Origin of the sequence: Solibacillus merdavium, from assembly GCF_014836935.1 — a bacterium.
Taxonomy (GTDB): Bacteria; Bacillota; Bacilli; order Bacillales_A; family Planococcaceae; genus Solibacillus; species Solibacillus ferritrahens.
The window spans coordinates 82306-104459 of sequence record NZ_JACSPW010000003.1 but is presented as its reverse complement, the minus strand read 5'-3'; the positions used below and the strand labels follow the sequence as shown (position 1 = coordinate 104459).

Here is a 22154-nt window from a genome sequence, read left to right as displayed (position 1 = left end):
TAGTTAAAGATGTTTATTTTTTAATAACAAGGTTATACATTTATTAGGTCTAGAAAAGGGGGTTCAATAATTGAAAAATAGAGGCATTGTTTTTTGGAGTTCAATAACGCTTACATTAATAGCCGTATTAGTAGGCGTTTTAGCCCCAAATATATTGGAAAAAATAACGAGCAACATTCAAAATTTACTTACGGACACTTTTGGCTGGTACTATCTATTAGTTGTAGCGATTATTATTGCTTTTTGCATATTTTTAATTTTAAGTCCTGTGGGTGCAATCCGGCTTGGTAAATCAACGGATAGACCCGATTATAGTAATGTCTCCTGGTTTGCTATGCTCTTTAGCGCAGGTATGGGAATTGGTTTAGTATTCTGGGGTGCTGCTGAGCCGTTATCGCATTTTGCTATTAGCTCACCACAAGCACCGGAAGGCTCTCAACAAGCATTAAAAGATTCCTTTCGCTTCACTTTCTTCCATTGGGGTATTTCAGCATGGGCAATTTATGGGGTAGTTGCTTTAGCATTGGCCTATTCAAACTTCCGAAAAGGGGCGCCTGGCCTTATTAGCTCTACTTTATTCCCTATCTTCGGTGAAAAAACAAAGGGTCCAGTAGGTCATATTATTGATATTATTGCTGTATTTGCTACGGTTATTGGTGTTGCGACAACACTCGGTTTAGGTGCACAGCAAATTAATGGCGGACTTTCCTTTTTATTTGATATTCCGATAAGCTTTACAGTCCAATTAATTATTATTATTATCGTAACGATATTATTTATCGTTTCAGCTTCTTCTGGTCTGGATAAAGGGATTCAACTATTAAGTAACTGGAACATCTATTTAGCTGCAGCCTTATTATTATTAACATTATTTATTGGTCCAACAGTAAAAATAATGAATGATTTTACGTCAGGACTAGGTAGCTATTTGCAGAATTTTGTGCATATGAGCCTACGTACTGAACCCGGAAATGCAGATAGTCGTGCTTGGATTGATGGATGGACAATTTTCTATTGGGCATGGTGGATGTCCTGGTCACCATTTGTCGGTATATTTATTGCGCGTATATCGAGAGGGCGTACAATTCGCGAGTTTTTAATGGGTGTTATTTTAGCACCAACCCTTGTCAGTCTTTTCTGGTTCGCTACTTTTGGGACAACCGCTATTGAAACATATATTTCTAAAGATCAAAGCATTATCGATTTACCGACAGAGCAGCTGTTATTCGGAGTTTTCGACCATATGCCCTTCGGATTTATATTATCGATTATCGCATTAATATTAGTTGCCTTTTTCTTTATCACATCAGCGGATTCCGCTACATTCGTACTCGGTATGCAAACAACATTTGGCTCGATGAATCCAACATTCCGAATCAAATTAATCTGGGGTATTTTACAAGCTGCTATCGCTGCTAGTTTACTGTTTTCCGGAGGATTAGCTGCGCTTCAAAATGCAGCCATTATTGTAGCCTTTCCATTTTCATTTATCATTTTACTGATGATGCTTTCTTTATATAAATCGTTAATGGAAGAACGGCAAAAATTAGGTCTTTACATTCGACCTAAAAAACAGCCGCCCTCAGATCAACAGAAATAGGGTGTGCAAAATAAAAAGCGATGAAAATTTTACAAAATTAAAATTTTCATCGCTTTATTTTTATCTTATCTCTATACATTAAGCTCAACACCTGAATTTCTGCGTGGCTTTGCTGATCTGTACCATTGCCAACAGAATATTATAATGAGCATTACTTCAATCCAATCTCCTGCATAGTACATAACCATACTTCCCATTTCTGCCTCTTGCCGAGAAACTCCTGCCGGCGGGTTTGCATACATATATTTTGACAAAATATCATGCCCGGCTATTGCAGCAATTAAAACGACTGCCCGAAATCGGTAGGAATACTGATGATGGACAGGATCGAAATAAATAATTGAAATTGTAAATACATAGCCAGCAATAAAGAAATGCAAATGAACAAATAAGGCAAAAAATGCATTTTCATGCATAAGCATATATAAGTCTGTTGTATATAAAAGCCATAGGCCACCTACATTTAATGTTGCGGCAGTTATAGGATGAGAGACAAATTGGATGACCCGGCTTTTTAAAATTTCCGTTATCTTACGCCCCAATGACGTACTCACCGCTCTAAGCAATAAAGTCATCGGTTTGGCAATCGCCATAAAAATCGGTGCAACCATGCCTATTAGTAAATGAGTCACCATATGTGCCGTAAAATTAGTATGTGCGCTGTTTGCCAACGGTCCGACAACTGAAACGAGTGCAATCACAATCCCCGACACCCAAAAAGCGGTACGAGAAATTGGCCATTGTTTATAGCGCTTATTCGTCATTATGGTAGCGATAATATATGCCGCGCCCAATAGTACAAAAACTAAACCCAGCAAATATTGAAGGTTCATTCCCGATAATGATTGACTATGTGCAGCATGCCCATGACTATGCAGCAAATATAGACTATTCATTTGCAGTCTTCACTTTTAAAGTACTGTTTTTTGAAGAACGGAATAATAGATAAAGACCGATTAGTAAAATGATTAGCGCACTGACATTCCAGACAATATCGTAGACGATGACATTGTCGACATAACGGATTTGGTGAATTCGCATCCATTTGTGCTGAATAATACCGTCATATAACTGGAATACACCAATTCCTAATAACACACCACCTAGCCACCGTTGAAAGATCAAGCCATTTCGTCGACGTAAATCCGCAAATAGAAATAACCCCGCAATCGTTGCAAACCAGCTGAAAGCATGGAAAATGCCATCGGAAATCAAGCCAATATCAGTTGTTGATTTATCATAGAAATGATGCCATCTTAATAATTGGTGAAATACCGTTTCATCAACAAAGGCAATGAGACCGATGCCAAATAAAATTCCTGACCACATATTCCGGCGAGAAATTCCTTTATCCTTGTTATTTTTCATGTCACTTCAGAGCCCCTTTACGTGTATTCATTATTTATAATCTCTCCAAATTCATAACAACATATTCGATAGTAGAAATTCCCCTCTTGCTCGATGGACTAAACCTTATTGTTTTATTTTCCTACAACCACCCCCTGCTCTTCGAATGTATATTTATTTAAAATATTTTATTTCTTTAAACTTTCCTTACCCCTTCGCCCGTCTTATAATTGTCGACAGAGTAAAAAAGGAGCTTCAAGGAATGATGGAAGAATTAGAAGATGCATTTATTACATTTATCCGCACGCAGCAAAAGTCGCTATATAGACTCGCGTATAGTTACACAAAAAACGAGCAGGATGCGCTCGATGTCGTGCAGGACAGTATTCAAAAAGGCTGGCTGGCGCTTAAGAAACTGACAAATCGTGAGCAAATGAAAAGCTGGTTTTATACGATTTTAGTACACACGGCGATTGATTTACTACGCAAGCAAAAGCGGATCGAGCTCATTGGAGACGAATCCCTACTGCAACTATCTGAACAAGATACCTATCAAAATCTTGATTTACAGCAGGCATTGCATCATTTACCTCTACAGCTACGTGAAGTCGTTGTGCTGCGTTATTTTGAAGATTTGAAAATAGAAGATGTCGCACACATATTGGCGATTCCTCTAAGCACGGCGAAATCAAGGCTTTATAAAGCATTAAAGCTATTAAAAATTGAGCTAGAAACGGAGGAGAATTAGGTCAATGAATGATGACAAGTTAAAAAAGCTACACGCACAATATAAGGATGTACCTATTCCCGAGGAGTTAGAGACAATCATTGAAAAAAATCTACAGCGTCCACTTAAGAAAAGAAAACGCAAACTACCGATTTTTTCAATATCTGCAGCTGCTGCAGTAGTGCTGTTCACAGTGGGCCTAAATACAAATCCTGCAATGGCGAAAAGTTTGGCGGATGTACCTGTAATCGGACCAGTCGTACAGGTGCTTACATTTACTAAATATGAAATGGTCAAGGATGAATATACAGCCGAAATTCAAGTACCTCAAATTTCGGGCTCATCTGCTGACATCGAAGCATTGAACGAAAAATACGCTGAGGAAGGCAAAACACTATATGAGCAGTTCAAGGCGGATATTGAGGAAATGGAAGCTGGTAATATGGCAGTAAATAGCGGCTATGTTATCGAGACAGATACCGATGAACTATTGTCATTTGGTCGTTATGTAGAAGTCACTGTCGTATCCTCTTCTACAGTTATGAAATACACAACGATTGATAAAAAGGCTGAAACGGTCATTACTTTGCCGAGTCTGTTTAAAGATGATCGCTACTTAGACATTATTAGTCGTTATATAGAGGATGAACTACGCAATAGAATGATTGAAACAGAGGGGTCTGACATGTACTGGATTGGTGGTACAGAATATCATGATGAATCATTCGGTGTCTTTGAAGGCATTTCCCCTGACCAAAACTTCTATATTACCGAAGAAGGAAAGCTTGTAATGTCGTTTGATGTATATGAGATAGCACCAGGTTTTATGGGCCTTGTAACTGTTGAAATTCCGACAGAACTACTTCAGGATGTACTGGTGAGCAATAAATATATTAAATAAGAAAATAAAATCACTTCCAAATCTTAAACAAGCAGGTGTATCCTTTTTAAATGGTTACACCTGCTTTTCTTTTACTACAACCCCAAAGAATTTTTATTCTGCTTTTAACCCTAGTTTCTCGAATTTCTTTATAAGATCATTAACATAAATCGTCATTTCTTCTTCTGATGGAATTGTCTCAAGCAACTGTTTTGTCGTATATACAGTCCCTCCTTTTACAAGACAAATAGAAATTAATATAAAAAATGGGTCATCACCATAACATGGGGAAGATTTTCTAATAAAATTTCACTTGATTGATTGGTGGGCTACGACAAGACAGCGCTAAAGCCATGTGATACCTGTCTTTATCACATTTGGCCCCCAAAAATAAGGGGAGATTTTACCGTTATTTCAATGATGTAGCTCATTTTAGAATAAATAAGGGAACGTTTTACCGTTATTTTAAATAAAGTCGTGAAATTTCATGTTTTTTAGGGCAATAGCGGAAATTTCTTCCCTTATTTCCACTATTTTTTATGTTATTTTAAAAATAACGGAAATTCATTCCTCTATTTATCTCATTGCGCAATTCAATCTCCCTCCAATCCCTTTTAGTCACAAAAGCGCTTAAGTAAAAGCTCCCCACTTTTGCGCTAGGGCACTCCGAAGTGTAGGGGCGGACTCAATTTTGTCATCCCAAAATTATAGTGATGAACCTAAAAACTGTTAAACTAGTTAAAGGAAGAGAAATATAAGCAGACACTATTTTTAAAGGAGCAAAAGAATGTTAATAAGACAGGCAGTTGAAAGTGATGCAACAAAAATTATTCCGGTTATGAAGGATGCTGAAGAATCTGGTTTTATGTTATATGGACCCGGTGAAAGGCAAATGAAGGAAGAGCCTTTAATTAAATTTATAAATACACTGAATAATACACCAAAATCGGGCTTCTTTGTCGCAGAAGACAATGAGGATATTTTAGGTTATCTTCTCGTAAAAGCAGAAAACTTATCAAGAACTTCTCACCGCGCTATAATTGCGATTGGAGTACATAGTAATAGCCGTGGAAAAGGTGTAGGCTCAAAACTATTCGAACATATTATAAACTGGGGAAAACAGGTACAGCTCCACCGATTAGAATTAACCGTCATCGAAACGAATGAACATGCAATTAAACTCTATAAAAATATGGGGTTTGAAATAGAAGGAACAAAAAGAGATTCGCTATTAATTGAAGAACAGTATGTAAACGAATTATATATGGCTAAAATTCTTTAATTTTCAAAATTTATGCAAGAAAAAGTCTACTCAAATTATTTTGAGTAGACTTTTGATGTCTTACGATACTTGATAATATACCTAGGAATTAACGGATTGTTTTTAACGCTGTTGCCCACGGAATGACTTGGTCTAACATTTGGTTTACGGAATCAACTTGAACATCTTTCGGTTTGAAAGTCGTACCATTTTCAAAATCTGTAAATAAAGATAACGCCGGGTGTACACGTACATCCGCTACTAATAGTTCCCCTAAAATACCACGTAAATGTTCGGCAGCACGTGCACCACCAACAGAACCGTAAGATACGATACCTGCTGATTTATTGTTCCATTCATCGCGTACATAGTCTAATGCATTTTTAAGAGCGCCTGTAATCGAGTGGTTATATTCCTGAACGATAAATACAAATCCATCCTGCTTCCCAATGGCTTCAGCCCAAGCAACTGCACCTGATGCATCTTTGCCCGGTTCACCTAAAAGTGGTAAATTATAGTCCGCAATATCAATAATTGTATAGTTTGCGTCACCACGTTTATCCCCAAGTTCTTTTACCCACGCCCCTACTTGAGGACTGACACGACCTTCACGAGTTGAACCTAAAATAATACCAATATTTAATTTTTCCATTTTAATATTCCTCCTTCATTATCTTCAAAAAATTAATGTTAAATTATTATATGACAGTTAACTGGATACCAAAAATTTTGTTAATTTTTACCCGCAACGGTAATAAATATTCCCCAATTAACTAATAAATATTCTCGATTAAGCTATAGGGTTTAATTCAAGCTCTACCTTAATTTTGATGTCCTTCCCTACTAAGACGCCACCTGTTTCTAAAGCTGCATTCCACGTTAGACCGAAATCTTCACGGTTAATTTTCGTTTCGGCTTCAAAGCCATAAACTTCTACACCCCATGGATTTACACCTTTCCCCCCGAATTCAACATCGAATGTTACTGTGTTTGTAATCCCCTTAATTGTTAAATCCCCTGTCACCTTATAATCATCCCCTGCTTTCGAGATGTTTGTAGATGTAAATAGAATTTTTGAATATTCATCTGTACTAAAGAAGTCTGGTGATTTCAAATGATTATCACGGTCTTCGCTATTTGTGCTGATACTCGCTACATCAATACCAAATTGAACCTTTGCCGTTGTTAAATCCGTTAAATCGGCTGCTTCTACATCTGCAGTATAGCTATTGAAGTGTCCCTTCACTTTAGAAACCATCATATGTTTTACTTCAAACCCAATTGTTGAATGTGATTGATCGACTGACCATTTTGCCATTTTAAATTCTCCTCCAATTTATCTCGATTTCAAGATATATAATTAAAATAAAACTTCGAAATCTAATATCTCGAACTTGAGATAAATATAACAAAGGCTTCTTAAAACGTCAAGTGTTTATTTTTAAAATAATCAAAAAACGCTCAGGCCATCATTTATAGTGAGAGTTCTGAGCGCTTTTTTATTCTGTTCTGATTTATTGGCGTTCAAAAGAAATATAGCGTGTACCTTGAAATGATAATAAACCAAGATCTTGCTCCACTAGCATCCCATACTCATTACCCTTAACTTTTAATTCCATTCGGTCTCCGCTTTGTACTTCAAATGTTACATAGTATGTAGTTTGTGAATTGTCACCTTGCACATGAATCCGCTTTGAAACAACTTCGGCTGGCACCGTAAGAAGCGGAGAATTATTATTTTTAATTCCCTCTTTAATATTTGAAAATAGGATGAAAATAATAGCAATAAATATAATGCCAAAAAATATCGGGAAAATCGAAAACATAATATCACCAAAAAACATATGGACACTTCCTTTCTATTTTTTTATACGTTCATAGCCTAAAAGAGTTTCAATAATTTCAGATTTTTCATAAACACCCTTATAAATAGTAACGATTACTATTTATGTTGACAACAGTTAATAATGCATCTATAATCAATAATCGTAATCATTACTATTTAGAAAAGAGGCAGAAAAATGAAAAGTACAACATTAAAAGGGTTAAGTGTTTTACTCCTAAGTTCGTTGTTAGCAGGATGTCAGTCTACTGAAACAAAGGAAGTGGAAAATACACCAGAAGCAGAAACGAAGGCAGTCAATAATGAATCATCTAAAAGCGAGCATAATCATTCCCATGTACATGATGAAGACGCAGAAAAAATTTATGCTGGGTATTTTGAAGATAGTCAAGTACAAGATCGCGCACTTTCCGATTGGGAGGGTGATTGGCAATCTGTGTACCCATATTTACTAGATGGCACACTAGATGAAGTATTTGAACATAAAGCACAGCAGAATGGTGATAAGACAGCCGAGGAATATAAAGCGTATTATGACATCGGCTACAAAACAAATACAGAACGTATCGTAATCGAAGGAAATAATGTCACATTTTACGAAAATGGAGAAGCTTTCACTGGAGAATATGAAGCAGATGGTTATGAGATTCTAAATTATGAAGCTGGAAATCGTGGCGTAAGGTTTATATTTAAACTAACAGAACCGGCAGATAAATTACCACAGTATATTCAATTCAGTGATCATAGTATTTCTCCTACAAAAGCGGATCATTACCATATTTATTGGGGAGACGATCAAAACGCATTATTGGAGGAAGTAACAAATTGGCCTACATATTTCCCTTCCGATATGGACGGACATACAATTGCACATGAAATGATTGCGCATTAATTCTATAGAGCAGCAATAAAATCAGGAAACCTTCGAAAGTTGGTTTCCTTTATTTTTTCCAATTACCCCCACTTGAATTCTACTTCTTTTATAGTCAGAAGATTCGATATAGTTTAATATACAGAATAGATGTTCTTATTAATGAGGGGGAAATTTATTGAATAACAGCAACTATAATCAAGTTTGGAATTTAGATAGTATTTTTCCAGGTGGAAGCAAATCCATCCAATTACATAACCATTTGCAAGTTATTAAAGAAGGATTGCAGTTAATGAATAAAGGCTTAACGATTACTACAAAATTTAATTCAGAAGATGCTAATAATGTTTTAAACTTGCTTATTGAGATTGGTAATATGAAGTTAAAATTATCTCAGGCTACCTCTTTCATAACATGCTTGTTGGCTCAAGATCCAATGGATTCAGGTGCAAATGTTTTACAAAGTAAGATTTCTAATTTAAATAGCGAATATAATATTATGTTAACAAAGTTTCAAGCTATAGTAGCTAACACTCCTTTAAATTCCTGGACAGAACTACTTGAATCTGAGCTATTAATGGACTTTAAATTAATATTAACTGAATGCCGTAAGGAAACAGAGTCATCCCTCACATCTAATGAAAAAGCTATTTTATCCAGTCTGTCTACAGATGGATTCCATGCTTGGGGTCAGTTTTATCAAACATTAATGGGAAATCTTACAATAGATCTACAAAATGATGGAAAGCAACAGAAATATTCTATTGGTCAGGCTTTGAATTTACGGTCACATCCCGATGAAAAGATTCGGCAAAGTGCCCATGAAGCATTGGAGCTAAAGTGGAAGGAACAAAAAGAATCATTTGCAAAAATTTTAAATCATCTGGCCGGTTTCCGACTCCAAATGTACAGCTTGCAAGGAATAAACGATGTATTGGAAGTGCCGCTAAGTAAAAATCGTATGCAAAAAGAAACTCTTGAGGCAATGTGGTCAGCTGTAAGCAAGCACAAAAAACCGTTTACGAATTATCTTAATCATAAAGGGAAAATAAATAATAAAGGAAAAATGCAATCGTATAACTTTTGGGCACCTTTAACTATAACTCCCAGAAATATTGATTATGATAATGCGATTGATTTAGTTAAATTGCACTTCCGAAAATTTGGGCCTAAGTTGGAACAGTTCGTAATAAAGGCGATTGAAAAAGGATGGATTGAAGCAGAAAACCGGTCCAAAAAATCGGCTGCGGCATTTTGTGCTGGGTTTCCCTTGACGGAAGAATCAAGAGTTTTTATGACATATAGCGGAACTATGATGAGTGTTTTGACACTCGTGCATGAATTAGGACATGCTTTTCATAATTCGGCGATGGATGGACAGCATGGGTTGAATAAACAGTACCCACTAAGTATTGCTGAAACGGCATCAACCTTTTCCGAAATCATTTTATTAGATGCGGCAATTGAAAATGCTATTACTAAAGAAGAAAAAATAATGCTATTAGATGAAAAAATTAAAAGAAGTGTAATGAACTTCATGAACATTCACAGTCGATTTCTTTTCGAACAAAATTTTTATGAAGAGAGAAAAACAGGTTACGTTTCTGCAGATCGATTAAACGAAATAATGCAGGATGCAATTTCTGTTGGATATAAAGATTCCCTTAATAATGTATCTGCATATACTTGGCTTTGGACACCTCACTTTTATATGACAAATGCTCCATTTTATAATTTCTCCTATACATTTGGATACTTATTAGCATTAAGTTTATTTGCAAAGGCCAAAGAAATGGGAGCTGATTTTGAAAATGCCTATATACAGTTACTTCGTGATTCTGGAAAAATGACTATGGAGGAACTGGTTTTTAAACATCTAAATGAGGATATAACACAAGAAACCTTTTGGGAAAAAGGAATTATGCTTGGCGTAAGAGATGTCGAATTATTCATTGAATTAACCGCGCTAGAAACTAATTAAGTTTATAGTTTTGGGGGGTCATGATGCACGAAGATCCCCCTCCCCTATTTTTAATTGTTTATATAATTAATAACATCATCTATATATGTATGTAGCGGTTCATCTGTTTTCACGGTAAAGCATGTTGTATTAGCAGGTTTTTTACTACTTTTTAGCGTAGCATAAAAAATGTCTTTACTTTGCCCATCTGTAATTTGGCTGATTTTTTTCACTCTATTTTTTAAACGATTATTGATTTTATCAAAATCGGCTAAATAGCATTCAATATACTTATATTTCGCATTATTGGTCCGAGCTATTGCCATTCCTTTTTCTATCATCTCATCGTATAGGCACGGGCTATCAAGAATGACATTTTTTCCTTGTGATAAATAAAAATCAACTAATGAAAAATCGATATTATATGAAATTTTCCCTGCCAGCTTTCCATCCAGTTGACTTTCATTTACCGAATTCAACAATGCAGATTTAACAATGTCATGATCGACAATGACACAATCTATTCTTTTTGCAATTTCCAGTGCTAATGTAGATTTCCCCGATCCTGGGAATCCGGACATTTGTATAAAAAATATTACTACCCCTCACCTTTTTGAAATTTTTTATTGTAACTATAACAAACCCCATTATAATTTGTAAATTTTAACGGTAATATACTACATATATATTAAGTTGCACTAAATGAAAGAGGTGTCCTTTTGAATTTTAAAGATTTAAAATTGCTGACAGTCTTTATATTTACTCTTACACTTATTTATCATTTTATTATGGTACGTATAGATCAACCATATTTAGGATTAATAATGGTAATCCCCTTACTAACATTCACCATCCAACATATTGCATCAAGGGAAAAAATTAATGTTCACCAATTTCAACTAAAAAAATCCAAAATGGCTCCGCTACTACTTTCTATTGTATTACCGGTACTTTTAGGTTTAATTGTTCATACATATTTATTTACAACGAATTTAGGAAGCTTTTTATTTGTTGAACGAAATCAATTATTTTTCTTCCTGGGAATAGGGTTAACAGTTGTAGCATTTTCGGCAGGCATCGAAGAAATCATATGGCGTGGGTATTATCAGACTAGATTAAGAATGAGCTATTCAATTCATAAGACAGCAATTATTATTGCTTTTATCTGGAGTATTTGGCATGTACCCATTGCTTATTTTTATAAAGATTATACGAACCTGATAATAGGTACTGTAAGCTACTTCATAATTCTGTTTATCACTTCATGCGTACTTTCCTATTTGCGTGAATGGAGCGGTTCTGTCATACCTGCTGCCCTATTTCACGGTTTAATGAATGTATTTTATTTTCATGATGGCATTCAAATTGCAATCCCACTGCATATGACGGAATTAGTGAAGTGTATATGCTTACTCCTATTTTTTGCAGCCGGCATCATCATTTTACGCGCTACAAATTTTATCAAAACATAGTCCACTTCAATCAAAAGCCTTATTTCTTTTTGAATATAATAAATGTAATATAATCTTCAAAATAAGGAAGAAGGTGAAATACTTTGAAATTTAAAAAGGTATCGCTTCAAACGAAAGATTTAGATGGAATGAAGGATTTTTATAAAAATATCTTAGGCTGTAAAGTGGAAACTGAACTTGCACACAGCTTTGAAGTAAAGTTTGGTTACACAACAATAGAGTTTAACGACCAAAATACTGAAGGAAATCCGTTTTATCATTTTGCTTTTGATATTCCTTCCAATCAGTTTTCTGAAGCAAAAGAATGGGTTTTAAAGCGAGTAGCTTTATCCACAGAAGATGGTAAAGATGACGTTTACTTTGAAAATATTAAGGCTCATTCTCTTTATTTTGAAGATCCCGCAGGCAATATTGTGGAATTCATCTCAAGAACCGAAGACAATCCGAAAAGTGAAACCCCTTTTTCTATCAACAATATTGTACAAATGTCAGAAATGAGTTTAGTGGTTGATGATAAAGTAATGGTTGCTGAAGAGTTGAAAAAGGCAGGCATAATTGATCGTAATGGGAATAAAATTGATCCCGTTGGTTTGAATTTTATGAGCGATAAAAATGGACTTGTTTTTTTATTACTTGTTCATCCTAATAGAAGATGGTATTTCTCTAAAAAGGATGCGGTTATTTTTCCAATGACGATCACTTTGGAAAATGGCATAAAGCTAGGTATTGATGAAAACAATCAATTTTTTCTAATTTGAATATGTAAATAAAAATACAACGAGCCGAAGTAATGTCCTAGAGTTACTTCGAACAATGCGGATTTACAACGATTTTATACAAGAAAATCAATGACACAACATTCCTTAAAATACGCTCAAACCATTGTCAATATTGACTTTTAGTAAAAGTGCATAAAACAACGCATAAACAATATAACCATAGAAAAAGCAGAAACGTTGATTTAACAACATTTCTGCCATTTTCGCTTCTTCCCAAACTTTGATTTGGGAACATTTATTTGTATCGAAATGAATAGTTATTTAGAGCTGTGAACCAATTCTATTCTGATAAAATTCATTCACATATAATAAGACAATGATAGGAATTTCTTGTTCATATTCTTCGTCTATTTTAATTTCAACAGTATCCTCTGTTACTTTCCAGTTAGACTTAGTTTCACTGTACCCAATAGAACCGATTATCTTGTTCTGCGTTTTAATATGGACAGTCGTCTGATTAGATGAATATAATTCATATTCACCATTAGACCATCGGAAAAATTTATCTCCTAAATGTTTTGAGCATTCAATTTGAAAGTTTATGCCATCCTCATTGTTAATAATCAATCGCTCATTTTTAGCATTTTTAATATATTGATAACGCACTTGGTCATCATTATTATAAATAAAATAGACGGAGGGTATTTTAACACGAAGATTGAAATTCGCAACTTTTCTTAATAAAGAATCGTGACTTTTTAAACTCCAAATCTTTTCATTAGATGAATTTAATACATACAGTTCTTTATTTAAAAGACCTTCATTAACAATTATTTTATAAGACAGCAAAATGCACCTCTTTCTAAGCACATTTATTATATCAAATACATTCCCAAAGCGACGTTTTGTAACATTAAGTGCTAACTTGAGATTGTTATATTTTCATTTTAATATAAATTAACAGGAATCCTTAAAAACCAATTTCGCTTCTAAAAAACGAATTACCTAATAAATTTAGTTTGATTTAATTATAAAGTTAAGATAACAACAAAAAGAGAGACACAAATTCATATGCGAATTGTGTCTCTGATTACAATGTTATTTATTGTTTTTCCTCAATATCCGAACCCGTTATTCAGCTCGTTGTATTTGTACTATTAAATTTCGTACTCTATTACTACTTCCTTACTGTTACTGATGTTTGGCGATGGTTGAGAATTGTAAACTCGTGAATACGGCGGTACGGAATGTGTCATCCAAATATTACTTCCTAAAACGGTATCATGCCCAATTGTAGTTTTTCCACCTAAAATCGTTGCCCCGGCATAAATTACGACATTATCTTCAATATTTGGATGACGCTTGATGCCTTTAATCGGGTTGCCGTTTTCATCCATTGGGAAGCTTAATGCCCCTAATGTTACCCCTTGATAAATCTTCACATTGTTACCAATAGAGCAAGTTTCCCCTATAACTACTCCTGTTCCATGATCAATGAAGAAAGAATGCCCGATAGTTGCGCCAGGGTGAATATCAATTCCCGTTAACTCATGAGCATACTCAGACATCACTCGCGGAACGATCGTTACATTCATTTTGTAAATTTCATGTGCAATACGGTGTATAAATACTGCACGAACAGATGGATAGCTCAACATAATTTCTTCTGTTGACGTAGCAGCCGGATCTCCATTATAGGCAGCCTGAATATCTGTTTGGATCGTCTCACGGATTTGCGGGAAAGAATCGATTAATTTCATGACTACCTTATCTGCTTTTTCGCGGCATTGGCCATCACAGTTATCAAAGTTTTGATAAACAAGCACTGTTTCAATAATGTCACGTAAATCTAAAGCTGATTTCCGCAAATTATTATTAACATTCATTAAAGTACGTGTTTCATCTACTGTACCTTGGTTATAAATAGCCGGGAAAAAAATCTCATAAAAACTATCTAAAATTTCATGTATTTTATCTCGTCCAGTAAAGCCAATAGATTTTTCTATCTCTATATGTTTTTTGTTATATTCGATTAGCTCAGTAGCAATTGACGAAGTTTTATTGTTTAACCAATCTTCAATTTTCATCTTTTATGAACTCCTTATCCTTTTTATCTTTCATCTTATAAGCGATTATACTACACACGTTTAAAAGCGGTCGAACTTTCTTTTCTTTTTCTAGTCGGATGATATTCTTACCGGAAATTATCCATTACTATTATTATTTGATAAAATAAACGAAGAAAATAGTGATTACACTAAAGGATGTTATAACATGTTAACAAATGAAATTGCAAAAAAAGCGAACGTTCATCCGAATACAGTACGTCTGTATGAAAAGTGGGGCTATATATCTCCTGTTTTCAGGAAACAAAATGGTTATAGAATTTATACTGAAACACATTTAAAGCAAATGTATATTGCCAGGCTCGCATTCAATCAAGAATTTATACAAAATAATTTACGCAAAATGGCGACAAACATTGTACAGCTTAGCGGACAGGAAAATTTTCAGGAAAGTCGACATGCAGCACTCATCTATTTTAAATTTTTACAATCAGAATATGATTATGCGAAGAAGGCTGTTAAAATTTCTACTAATATTCTGCAAAGCAATACTAGCTCACCCTTAATTTATACACATAAAATGGTGGCAAATCATCTACAGTTATCGGAAGAGACGATTCGGAATTGGGAGCGCAATGGTTTGTTCAAAGTGAAGCGCGATACACAAAACCGCAGACAATACACGGAAGATGATGTTCAAAAGCTGCTCATTATTCGAACGCTTCGAAGTGCTCACTTTTCAATAACGAGTATTCTCCACTTATTTCAGGAAATTGAAGCACTGGAACACGGGGCTGATATTCATACGCTTTTAAATACACCTAAATTTAAAAATGAGTTTTATCATGTTACCGATGAGTTAGAGCTCAATTTAAAACAGGCGATGAAGGATGTGTGCAGTATCATTAATATACTGGATCAGTTATAAGTTTGACGCGCATTTTAAAGACTAAAAAAACAGCAATTTGAATCAAAACTGATCAAGGTGCTGTTTTAGAATACATATATAACTTATATTAATAAGTATGAGTTTTCAGTTATCATTGCTAAATTTCTAATTTATTTCGAATAAATTCCATGTTTTCAGAATCAACTATAATATGGTCTTTAAACTTAGTAAATTCTAGTGTAAAATCATCCACTTTTATAGTATATTTATTGTCATTTGTTGTCACTTCAACATTCTCATATTCTTCCATTACCGTACCACCAAGTTCTACACCTTTATTTAAATAGATCTCATCAAGTACACTTTTTTTATCTTTTCCAATATCTCTACCATTAATCATCATTTTATCGTCTTTGAAATATAGTTGGTATCGTCCACTATCAAAAAAATAGCCGTCTAAATCCCTTTTATGAGCATCTAAATCTGATGAATAGTTATTATTTTCTTCTGAACATCCAACAGCTAGTAATACACATATAATTATTAAACTAAAAAATGAGAAACTCTTTTTCATTAATCATACCACCCTATTTTTTACTTTTTTATACGTATTTTCCATATAAAAAGTTTCAATTTAAGGCTATATACTAAATTTCCCCTAAGCTCTATCGCTTCACAGTAATTTTGAAGGATTAGAATGATCTATTAGCATCGTTAATTCATGCATTGCTCTTGTAGTCCCAATATATAAAAGTCCTTGGTCAAAGTCCGTTGCATATCGCCCGGCATCGACTAATGGCACAATAACATAATCAAATTCCAGACCTTTCGCATACTGAACAGTCGTTAAAAGGACACCTGTTTCAAACTTCTCTGTATGCCCATCCAAAATATAAAATGGCACGGCCATCCGTTCTTTTATAAATTGTAAATCCGCCTCTGTTTTGCAAATAATCGCTGTTGTTCTCCAATGATTCGTTAGCTTTTCCTGCAAAACTTTCATCATGTCATCGATTGAACGATAGAGGATTTCCTCTGGCTCTTTTCCATGCCTTGCAATCGGATTAAGTTCTCCGGTACGCATAAATTTTTTCGCATACATGCCAATCTCATAGGAAGAACGATACGTTGTTGTCAGTTCCACATACTCTAATTTTGGTAGTATCTCCTGAAACGCTTCTTTTGAAATCGTTTCGTATGGGAGTAATGCCTGGCTAAAGTCGCCAATAATTGTTCGCTTACATTCAAAGACCTTAGCCAGCACCGCATATTGAATCGGGGTATAATCCTGCATTTCATCCAATACAAAATGCTGTACTAATTCGTATGTTTTGATCCCTTTAAAATAAAGCTGAACATAAAGATAAGGATACACATCATTAAATTCGAAGTTTTTCTTGGAAAACTTAAATGTATTTTCGTCTAATGCTTTAATAAACACTTTATAAATTTCAAATGGATTTTTATACAAAAGTCGTTTTGTTAACCGATTTTTAATTTCACTTTTACTTGGTAACTTTCCTTCCCCGCCTCTTTTCGACTTTAACACTTGAATAATATCATCGACCATTAACTCAATCCTCGTAACGACCGGCCCATTGCGGTACTGATTGAAACGCTGTTGTAAATAGTCGGCTTCAAATATAACATCAGCAATGGATATTGCTTCATGTTTTAAGAGCCTGCTATTTAAATCCGATAAAAAATTCTGAAGTCGCTTAACAAATGCATAATTAGCTTTTTTCTTTGCCCGTTGTGCTAATGGTCCAGTCGGATTTGATAATATTTCCTTCATCTCAGCTTCAAAGGGTGTAAAAGTAACTGCTGCAGGTAATAAATTCACCGTTAACTCATCAATCGTAAATGAGCGAATCGGCTGTTCGCCAAGCTCTGGTAAGACAGAAGAAATATAGTCACCAAATACTTTATTCGGTGACAATATAAATATTCGTTCCGCTCGTAGTGTATCGCGGTACTTATATAAATAATAGGCGATACGGTGAAGAGCAACAGCAGTTTTTCCTGAGCCAGCAACCCCTTGAATAATCATATTATAGGCCGATTCGTTACGGACAATTTTGTTCTGCTCACGCTGGATGGAAGTAACAATTGTTTTCATCTTGTCGTTTGCCTGCTCATTTAACGTTTGCTGTAAAACCTCATCTTGAATTGTTAAAGAGCTGTCGATCACATACTGAATTTGTGAGTTTTCTATTTTGATTTGACGTTTATTTATTATATTCCCATCAAAACGTCGCTCCATTGCTTCATAGTATGCTTGTCCTAGTTCAAACTCATAGTACATATTGCAAACCGGTGCGCGCCAATCATAAATTAAATTCGTTCCCTCGTCATCCCTAAAACCATATCGTCCAATATAAAACGGTTCTGCATCTTTGATGGACTCGCCTTCATATACAAAATCAAAGCGTCCAAAGTATGGTGAATAAATAAGCTTCTTTACTTGCTCGAGCTCCATTACCTGAGCATAACCTTGCTTGTCAATCATGCTCAATGTTTGTTGGTAGTCGTACACTTCAAACTTATCAAGTTCACTTTTATAATCAATCATATATTTTTGCAAATCTTTATAGCTTTTATCTTGTACCTTTACTTCATTATTTAATTTTTGGTAAGCTTTTTTTAAGCTGGATAATGTATCGATAAAATACGGCAGTTCTTTTTCTTTCATTAGCAATACCCCCATTATTCACACAGTGCCATTTAGTATATCAACATATTTCTGGCTGGTGTCTAAGTGGAGGGTTTAGAATTCCAAAAGATTTCTGCACTTAACTGTGGTTGCGAGATTTTATTAGAATATTTAGCTCTGATATTAGAAACTTCGGTCTGGATATTAGCACATTTCCGGGTGATATTTGAATATTTCAGCAGTTTATTAGCACATCGGACAAGTATATTAGAAAACTGAAAGTATATTAGCACTTTTTTTAATATATTAGAAGATTCGACCGGATATTAGAACTTTTCAGCAGCTGATAGTACATGGATTGGATTAGATGATTACAATATCACTTATTTTAGAAAGGTTTGGTGCATATATGGAGCGGCATATTATAGCCATTTCTGGTGGAGGATTTTCCGAAATGGAGGGTGCTTTCATCGATCAATACATACTTAAAATAAAGCGAAAAGCATCCCCACTCAGAATCGCATTTGTCGCAACGGCAAGTAATGATGCACAAAGTTACATCGGTAAATTTTATAATGCCTTTAAATGTGAGCACCCTTCACATTTAGCGATACCGGATTTTGAGCTCGCAACAATTCAGGAAGTGGTGAATTCTCTGGATATTATCTATGTAGGAGGCGGCAATACAAAATACATGCTGGATGTGTGGCGAAAAACCGGCTTTGATGAGGTATTAAAGAAGGCTTACGAACAAGGAGTTATCCTTACTGGTATAAGTGCAGGTGCAATGTGCTGGTTCGAACATTGCTATACTGAAATATCAGAAAGTGAATATGGCTATTTTGAAGGCTTGGGCATTTTAAAAGGTGCGCTATGCCCGCATCACAATGATTCAACCCGAAAAAAATATTTTGATAAATGGTCATTAAAGAACTCCACTACACCAACCTATCCACTTGAAGATCATGAAAATTTACATTTTGTTAATGAGCAATGTATAGCAAAGCTAGAGACATATTAAGAGGTGAAAACTAAAAAAGGGGGCCTGTCCGTTTTGACTTTCCGGTAGCCCCCTTTTCTATTCCATTATTTTTTTATGTGCATCAAGTATAAATTGAATTTCTTTCGTTATTTTAAAATCCTTTACACCATCCGTTGCATATAAAACATCACGTTTTGCGTTTTCCTTGTCACCCAGCATAAATTGGCACAGCGCACGCACTGCAAAGGCGCGATACATGATTGCCAAATCGATAGGATGCTGATTATTACTTGAAATTTCAATGTCTTTTAAATGAGTTAATGCATCTTCATAACGCCCAAGCATGTAGTAAGCATATGCATATTCCCCATTAAAGAAAATATTTGTAAAAATCCCACCAGGAATGTCGATCCGTTCATATCGAGTAGCAATTGTTTTTTCATAATCCTTTTCAATTTGGTTTGTATAGGAAAGTGTAAGAATCTGCTCCATCACAGTTTCAGCCGGCTCTTCCATGATCTCGACAAAGGCACGCATCTTTTTCAAATAATAAAATGCTTTTTCTCCTTCCTCTTTCGAACAGTGGATTAAAAATAAAAAGCGGTAAAATTCATTTAGTCTGTAAAATAATTTTTTCTCCTTTGAGAGAGTAAACGCAGTTTCTATATAACGCTCTACTTGCTCATCATCATTTATCGCCGCAGAAACGACCGTTATATTGTAATACAGGTCCAATTTTTCAAGGTCATCAATTAAATCCCCATATTTTTCAATATACTTTTCCCCTTCAAATAAATAGTTAAGCGCTTCCGTATAATTCCTTTCCAAAAACTGAATAACTGCCATTCGGTCAAATGTACTTAAAATTTTGGAATAAGCATGTACCTGTTCATACATCTTGACTAATTTCACAAAAGGCTTTACAGATAAATCCATTTTTGCATAGTAGCGCAATGATAAATAAGCATCATAAATACGAACTTCCTCAAAGGTAGTCCCCTTTAAACTCCCATTTTCAACAAATGGCAAAATTGTATCATGTAATTCGATTACTTTTTCATTAAAGTTCTTCTCACCATAAAATTTAGAAAGCGCTAAGCGTTTTTTTTCAACTTCCCGGTAAAGTTTTTTAATTTGGTGATGATCCTCTGTTTGCATTAGCTCTGACACATCAATATTTAGCTGCTTAGCAATATGTTGTAGACTTTCCATTGATGGCTGGGCTTTCCCGTTTTCAATTAAGCTTAGCATCCCTTTTGTAATTCGGTCCCCCGCTACTTGTGCAAGTGTCATTTTCTGCTCTTTTCGAAGTTCTTTAATTTTTGCTCCAATATTTAACACAATCTCACCTCATATAATACATTTTAACAAACCCCATAACAAAATGAAAATAATTTAAATAAAATTAAACAAATTCAATATATAATCAAAAAATTATTTTTATATTTTTAAATTAAATTAAACTTTTGTATTGCAAAAAGAAAATCTATTTCATATAATAAGTTTAATAAAATTAAACAAAGGGGTTTTGAAAATGACGGAGCAATTAAAATTAAAAAAAGCAACCTATAATTTATACACTTTTTTAATTAGTAAAATGATTGGTTCATTAGGAGGACATGTTTATAGCTTTGGTATTAGTATGTATATATTATCGGTAACTGGATCTTCATTAAGCTTTGCTACGACAATTGTTTTAAGTTATTTACCACGTATCATTTTAGCACCGGTTGCAGGCGTTATTGGAGATCGTTTGCCTAGAAAATGGCTCGTTTTAGGTGGTCAGGCTGGTGTCATTTTGACGATAAGTGCTTTGTTGCTTTACACACATGAATTCGGATTATCATTAATGGCCATTTATATTACGACTGTCTTTAACGGGATTTTCCTAACATTTTCAAGTGTTTCATTTTCAGCATCAATTGCCAATTTAGTGGATGAGGCTAGACTTCAAAAGGCGATGAGCTTTAACCAGTTATCCTACTCAATTTCCGGCATTAGTGGTCCGATTTTAGGTGGCGTATTATTCGGTTTTGTTTCAATGGAAATGTTTTTAATTATCTTTATTAGTGCTGCTATTATTACACTTATATTAGAATCGACAATGAATTTTACCCTTTATAAAAAAGATAGTATGACGACAGAAGAATTACCAAAAGAATCAATGTTGGAAAGCTTTAAATCAGGCTTCCGATATGTAAACAAAAAACCGATTATTAAAGCAATTTTATGGACAGCACTTTTGCTAAATTTATTTTTCACTGCGATTAATGTTGGTGGAGATTTCATTTTATTAACAATCCTGCATTTAGATCCAAAATTGATTGGGCTGACAGAAGCTGGCGCGGCAGTAGGCGTACTGGTTACATCAATCTATTTTGCATCCCGTTCAAATGTTAAATTTCCTTTACTAGTTGTAAAACGCTCTACATTTGCATCATCAGTTGTTGTTATTGCAGCTGCATTACCACTTATTATTCAGTTTTCGACTATGATGAATTTCATCTATTATTTCATCATTATGTTTTTGTTTGGTTCACTGGGGGTAATTACAAACACTCCAATTGGTGTTATTATGCAAACTTCAATTGATGAGGAATACCGAGGACGTGTATTTGGCATTATCGAGATGATGGCTACTGCCGCTATGCCAATTGGGACACTTGGTTTTGGTATATTATATGACATCATTCCAGCGCAATATATATTACTATTCAGCGGAACGATTTTAATCGCAATTGTTTTAATCCTATTACGCCGTTCTATTATTGAAATGGCGCACCCTGAATTAAAAACAAATCATGTAGTAGTTGAAACGGAAGTAGCAACGAGTAACAAAGTAATTTAATATTTATTAGTAAAGCCGCCTATAATTTTTATTATA

The 22154-nt window shown here is 34.6% G+C and carries 22 protein-coding genes; 11 read left to right on the top strand and 11 right to left on the bottom strand.

Going from position 1 to position 22154, the window contains the following annotated elements:
- Positions 1 to 70: 70 nt before the first annotated feature.
- Positions 71 to 1600 carry a glycine betaine uptake BCCT transporter gene (locus H9632_RS05040; protein WP_191703026.1) on the top strand — a complete coding sequence of 510 codons (1530 nt, stop codon included), beginning with the start codon at positions 71 to 73 and terminating at the stop codon, positions 1598 to 1600.
- 71 nt (positions 1601 to 1671) lie between these two features.
- On the opposite strand, the gene H9632_RS05035 is transcribed toward H9632_RS05040, so the two are convergent.
- Both H9632_RS05035 and H9632_RS05030 read right to left on the bottom strand, forming a co-directional pair.
- Positions 1672 to 2496: a cytochrome c oxidase assembly protein gene (locus H9632_RS05035; protein WP_191703025.1), complete on the bottom strand. Its 825-nt coding sequence runs from the start codon at positions 2494 to 2496 to the stop codon at positions 1672 to 1674.
- Positions 2489 to 2968 carry a DUF2243 domain-containing protein gene (locus H9632_RS05030; RefSeq protein WP_191703024.1) on the bottom strand — a complete coding sequence of 160 codons (480 nt, stop codon included), beginning with the start codon at positions 2966 to 2968 and terminating at the stop codon, positions 2489 to 2491. The genes H9632_RS05035 and H9632_RS05030 overlap by 8 nt, the downstream gene beginning before the upstream one ends.
- Before the next feature lie 241 nt (positions 2969 to 3209).
- On the opposite strand from H9632_RS05030, the gene H9632_RS05025 reads away from it, so the two are divergent.
- The 3 genes from H9632_RS05025 to H9632_RS05015 all read left to right on the top strand — a co-directional run bounded on the left by H9632_RS05025 (position 3210) and on the right by H9632_RS05015 (position 5836).
- Positions 3210 to 3695, top strand: a complete 486-nt coding sequence (locus H9632_RS05025) for an RNA polymerase sigma factor (RefSeq protein ID WP_191703023.1) — start codon at positions 3210 to 3212, stop codon at positions 3693 to 3695.
- Positions 3696 to 3699: 4 nt separating this feature from the next.
- The gene (locus H9632_RS05020; RefSeq protein WP_191703022.1) at positions 3700 to 4575 is read left to right on the top strand and encodes a DUF3298 domain-containing protein; all 876 of its coding nucleotides are present in this window, start codon (positions 3700 to 3702) and stop codon (positions 4573 to 4575) included.
- Between the two features lie 766 nt (positions 4576 to 5341).
- Positions 5342 to 5836: a GNAT family N-acetyltransferase gene (locus H9632_RS05015; protein WP_191703021.1), complete on the top strand. Its 495-nt coding sequence runs from the start codon at positions 5342 to 5344 to the stop codon at positions 5834 to 5836.
- An 88-nt stretch (positions 5837 to 5924) separates the two neighbouring features.
- Here H9632_RS05015 and H9632_RS05010 read toward each other — a convergent pair whose 3' ends face one another.
- From H9632_RS05010 to H9632_RS05000, 3 genes are all read right to left on the bottom strand, one after another.
- Complete coding sequence (locus H9632_RS05010; protein WP_191703020.1) at positions 5925 to 6467, bottom strand: NADPH-dependent FMN reductase; 543 nt, start codon at positions 6465 to 6467, stop codon at positions 5925 to 5927.
- A 138-nt stretch (positions 6468 to 6605) separates the two neighbouring features.
- The gene (locus H9632_RS05005; RefSeq protein ID WP_191703019.1) at positions 6606 to 7133 is read right to left on the bottom strand and encodes a YceI family protein; all 528 of its coding nucleotides are present in this window, start codon (positions 7131 to 7133) and stop codon (positions 6606 to 6608) included.
- A 196-nt stretch (positions 7134 to 7329) separates the two neighbouring features.
- Positions 7330 to 7659: a DUF2500 domain-containing protein gene (locus H9632_RS05000; protein WP_191703018.1), complete on the bottom strand. Its 330-nt coding sequence runs from the start codon at positions 7657 to 7659 to the stop codon at positions 7330 to 7332.
- 177 nt (positions 7660 to 7836) lie between these two features.
- Here H9632_RS05000 and H9632_RS04995 point away from each other — a divergent pair, with 177 nt between their 5' ends.
- Positions 7837 to 8550 carry a ZinT family metal-binding protein gene (locus H9632_RS04995; RefSeq protein WP_191703017.1) on the top strand — a complete coding sequence of 238 codons (714 nt, stop codon included), beginning with the start codon at positions 7837 to 7839 and terminating at the stop codon, positions 8548 to 8550.
- A 157-nt stretch (positions 8551 to 8707) separates the two neighbouring features.
- Positions 8708 to 10510, top strand: coding sequence for a M3 family oligoendopeptidase (locus tag H9632_RS04990; protein WP_191703016.1), 1803 nt, complete (start codon positions 8708 to 8710; stop codon positions 10508 to 10510).
- A 50-nt stretch (positions 10511 to 10560) separates the two neighbouring features.
- Here H9632_RS04990 and H9632_RS04985 read toward each other — a convergent pair whose 3' ends face one another.
- Positions 10561 to 11085: an AAA family ATPase gene (locus tag H9632_RS04985; protein WP_191703146.1), complete on the bottom strand. Its 525-nt coding sequence runs from the start codon at positions 11083 to 11085 to the stop codon at positions 10561 to 10563.
- 123 nt (positions 11086 to 11208) lie between these two features.
- On the opposite strand from H9632_RS04985, the gene H9632_RS04980 reads away from it, so the two are divergent.
- Both H9632_RS04980 and H9632_RS04975 read left to right on the top strand, forming a co-directional pair.
- Positions 11209 to 11961, top strand: coding sequence for a CPBP family intramembrane glutamic endopeptidase (locus tag H9632_RS04980; RefSeq protein ID WP_191703015.1), 753 nt, complete (start codon positions 11209 to 11211; stop codon positions 11959 to 11961).
- An 83-nt stretch (positions 11962 to 12044) separates the two neighbouring features.
- Positions 12045 to 12719: a VOC family protein gene (locus H9632_RS04975; RefSeq protein ID WP_191703014.1), complete on the top strand. Its 675-nt coding sequence runs from the start codon at positions 12045 to 12047 to the stop codon at positions 12717 to 12719.
- Positions 12720 to 13001: 282 nt separating this feature from the next.
- Here the strand turns inward: H9632_RS04975 and H9632_RS04970 are convergent, their stop codons facing one another.
- A complete protein-coding gene (locus tag H9632_RS04970; RefSeq protein WP_191703013.1) occupies positions 13002 to 13529 on the bottom strand; it encodes a hypothetical protein in 528 nt (175 codons plus the stop codon).
- Positions 13530 to 13837: 308 nt separating this feature from the next.
- Positions 13838 to 14767 (bottom strand): serine O-acetyltransferase EpsC, encoded by a 930-nt coding sequence (gene epsC, locus H9632_RS04965; protein ID WP_191703012.1) that lies wholly within the window; start codon positions 14765 to 14767, stop codon positions 13838 to 13840.
- A 187-nt stretch (positions 14768 to 14954) separates the two neighbouring features.
- Between epsC and H9632_RS04960 the strand changes: the two genes are divergently transcribed.
- A complete protein-coding gene (locus H9632_RS04960) occupies positions 14955 to 15674 on the top strand; it encodes a MerR family transcriptional regulator (RefSeq protein WP_191703011.1) in 720 nt (239 codons plus the stop codon).
- A 118-nt stretch (positions 15675 to 15792) separates the two neighbouring features.
- Here the strand turns inward: H9632_RS04960 and H9632_RS04955 are convergent, their stop codons facing one another.
- Both H9632_RS04955 and H9632_RS04950 read right to left on the bottom strand, forming a co-directional pair.
- On the bottom strand, positions 15793 to 16209 hold the full coding sequence (locus H9632_RS04955) for a protein-disulfide isomerase (protein ID WP_191703010.1): 417 nt from the start codon (positions 16207 to 16209) through the stop codon (positions 15793 to 15795).
- A 99-nt stretch (positions 16210 to 16308) separates the two neighbouring features.
- On the bottom strand, positions 16309 to 18327 hold the full coding sequence (locus H9632_RS04950) for a HelD family protein (RefSeq protein ID WP_191703009.1): 2019 nt from the start codon (positions 18325 to 18327) through the stop codon (positions 16309 to 16311).
- A gap of 328 nt (positions 18328 to 18655) precedes the next feature.
- Here H9632_RS04950 and H9632_RS04945 point away from each other — a divergent pair, with 328 nt between their 5' ends.
- Positions 18656 to 19309, top strand: a complete 654-nt coding sequence (locus H9632_RS04945; protein ID WP_191703008.1) for a Type 1 glutamine amidotransferase-like domain-containing protein — start codon at positions 18656 to 18658, stop codon at positions 19307 to 19309.
- Positions 19310 to 19366: 57 nt separating this feature from the next.
- Here the strand turns inward: H9632_RS04945 and H9632_RS04940 are convergent, their stop codons facing one another.
- Positions 19367 to 20611, bottom strand: a complete 1245-nt coding sequence (locus tag H9632_RS04940; RefSeq protein ID WP_191703007.1) for a helix-turn-helix domain-containing protein — start codon at positions 20609 to 20611, stop codon at positions 19367 to 19369.
- 193 nt (positions 20612 to 20804) lie between these two features.
- Between H9632_RS04940 and H9632_RS04935 the strand changes: the two genes are divergently transcribed.
- The gene (locus tag H9632_RS04935) at positions 20805 to 22118 is read left to right on the top strand and encodes an MFS transporter (protein ID WP_191703006.1); all 1314 of its coding nucleotides are present in this window, start codon (positions 20805 to 20807) and stop codon (positions 22116 to 22118) included.
- Positions 22119 to 22154 lie beyond the last annotated feature (36 nt).

What these genes read in the sequence shown, in the direction of transcription:
- H9632_RS05035 (WP_191703025.1), bottom strand. Translation starts at nt 2,496, where the DNA reads ATGAATAGTCTATATTTGCTGCATAGTCATGGGCATGCTGCACATAGT.
- H9632_RS05030 (WP_191703024.1), bottom strand. Translation starts at nt 2,968, where the DNA reads ATGAAAAATAACAAGGATAAAGGAATTTCTCGCCGGAATATGTGGTCA.
- H9632_RS05025 (WP_191703023.1), top strand. Translation starts at nt 3,210, where the DNA reads ATGATGGAAGAATTAGAAGATGCATTTATTACATTTATCCGCACGCAG.
- H9632_RS05020 (WP_191703022.1), top strand. Translation starts at nt 3,700, where the DNA reads ATGAATGATGACAAGTTAAAAAAGCTACACGCACAATATAAGGATGTA.
- H9632_RS05015 (WP_191703021.1), top strand. Translation starts at nt 5,342, where the DNA reads ATGTTAATAAGACAGGCAGTTGAAAGTGATGCAACAAAAATTATTCCG.
- H9632_RS05010 (WP_191703020.1), bottom strand. Translation starts at nt 6,467, where the DNA reads ATGGAAAAATTAAATATTGGTATTATTTTAGGTTCAACTCGTGAAGGT.
- H9632_RS05005 (WP_191703019.1), bottom strand. Translation starts at nt 7,133, where the DNA reads ATGGCAAAATGGTCAGTCGATCAATCACATTCAACAATTGGGTTTGAA.
- H9632_RS05000 (WP_191703018.1), bottom strand. Translation starts at nt 7,659, where the DNA reads ATGTTTTTTGGTGATATTATGTTTTCGATTTTCCCGATATTTTTTGGC.
- H9632_RS04995 (WP_191703017.1), top strand. Translation starts at nt 7,837, where the DNA reads ATGAAAAGTACAACATTAAAAGGGTTAAGTGTTTTACTCCTAAGTTCG.
- epsC (WP_191703012.1), bottom strand. Translation starts at nt 14,767, where the DNA reads ATGAAAATTGAAGATTGGTTAAACAATAAAACTTCGTCAATTGCTACT.
- H9632_RS04960 (WP_191703011.1), top strand. Translation starts at nt 14,955, where the DNA reads ATGTTAACAAATGAAATTGCAAAAAAAGCGAACGTTCATCCGAATACA.
- H9632_RS04955 (WP_191703010.1), bottom strand. Translation starts at nt 16,209, where the DNA reads ATGAAAAAGAGTTTCTCATTTTTTAGTTTAATAATTATATGTGTATTA.
- H9632_RS04950 (WP_191703009.1), bottom strand. Translation starts at nt 18,327, where the DNA reads ATGAAAGAAAAAGAACTGCCGTATTTTATCGATACATTATCCAGCTTA.
- H9632_RS04945 (WP_191703008.1), top strand. Translation starts at nt 18,656, where the DNA reads ATGATTACAATATCACTTATTTTAGAAAGGTTTGGTGCATATATGGAG.
- H9632_RS04935 (WP_191703006.1), top strand. Translation starts at nt 20,805, where the DNA reads ATGACGGAGCAATTAAAATTAAAAAAAGCAACCTATAATTTATACACT.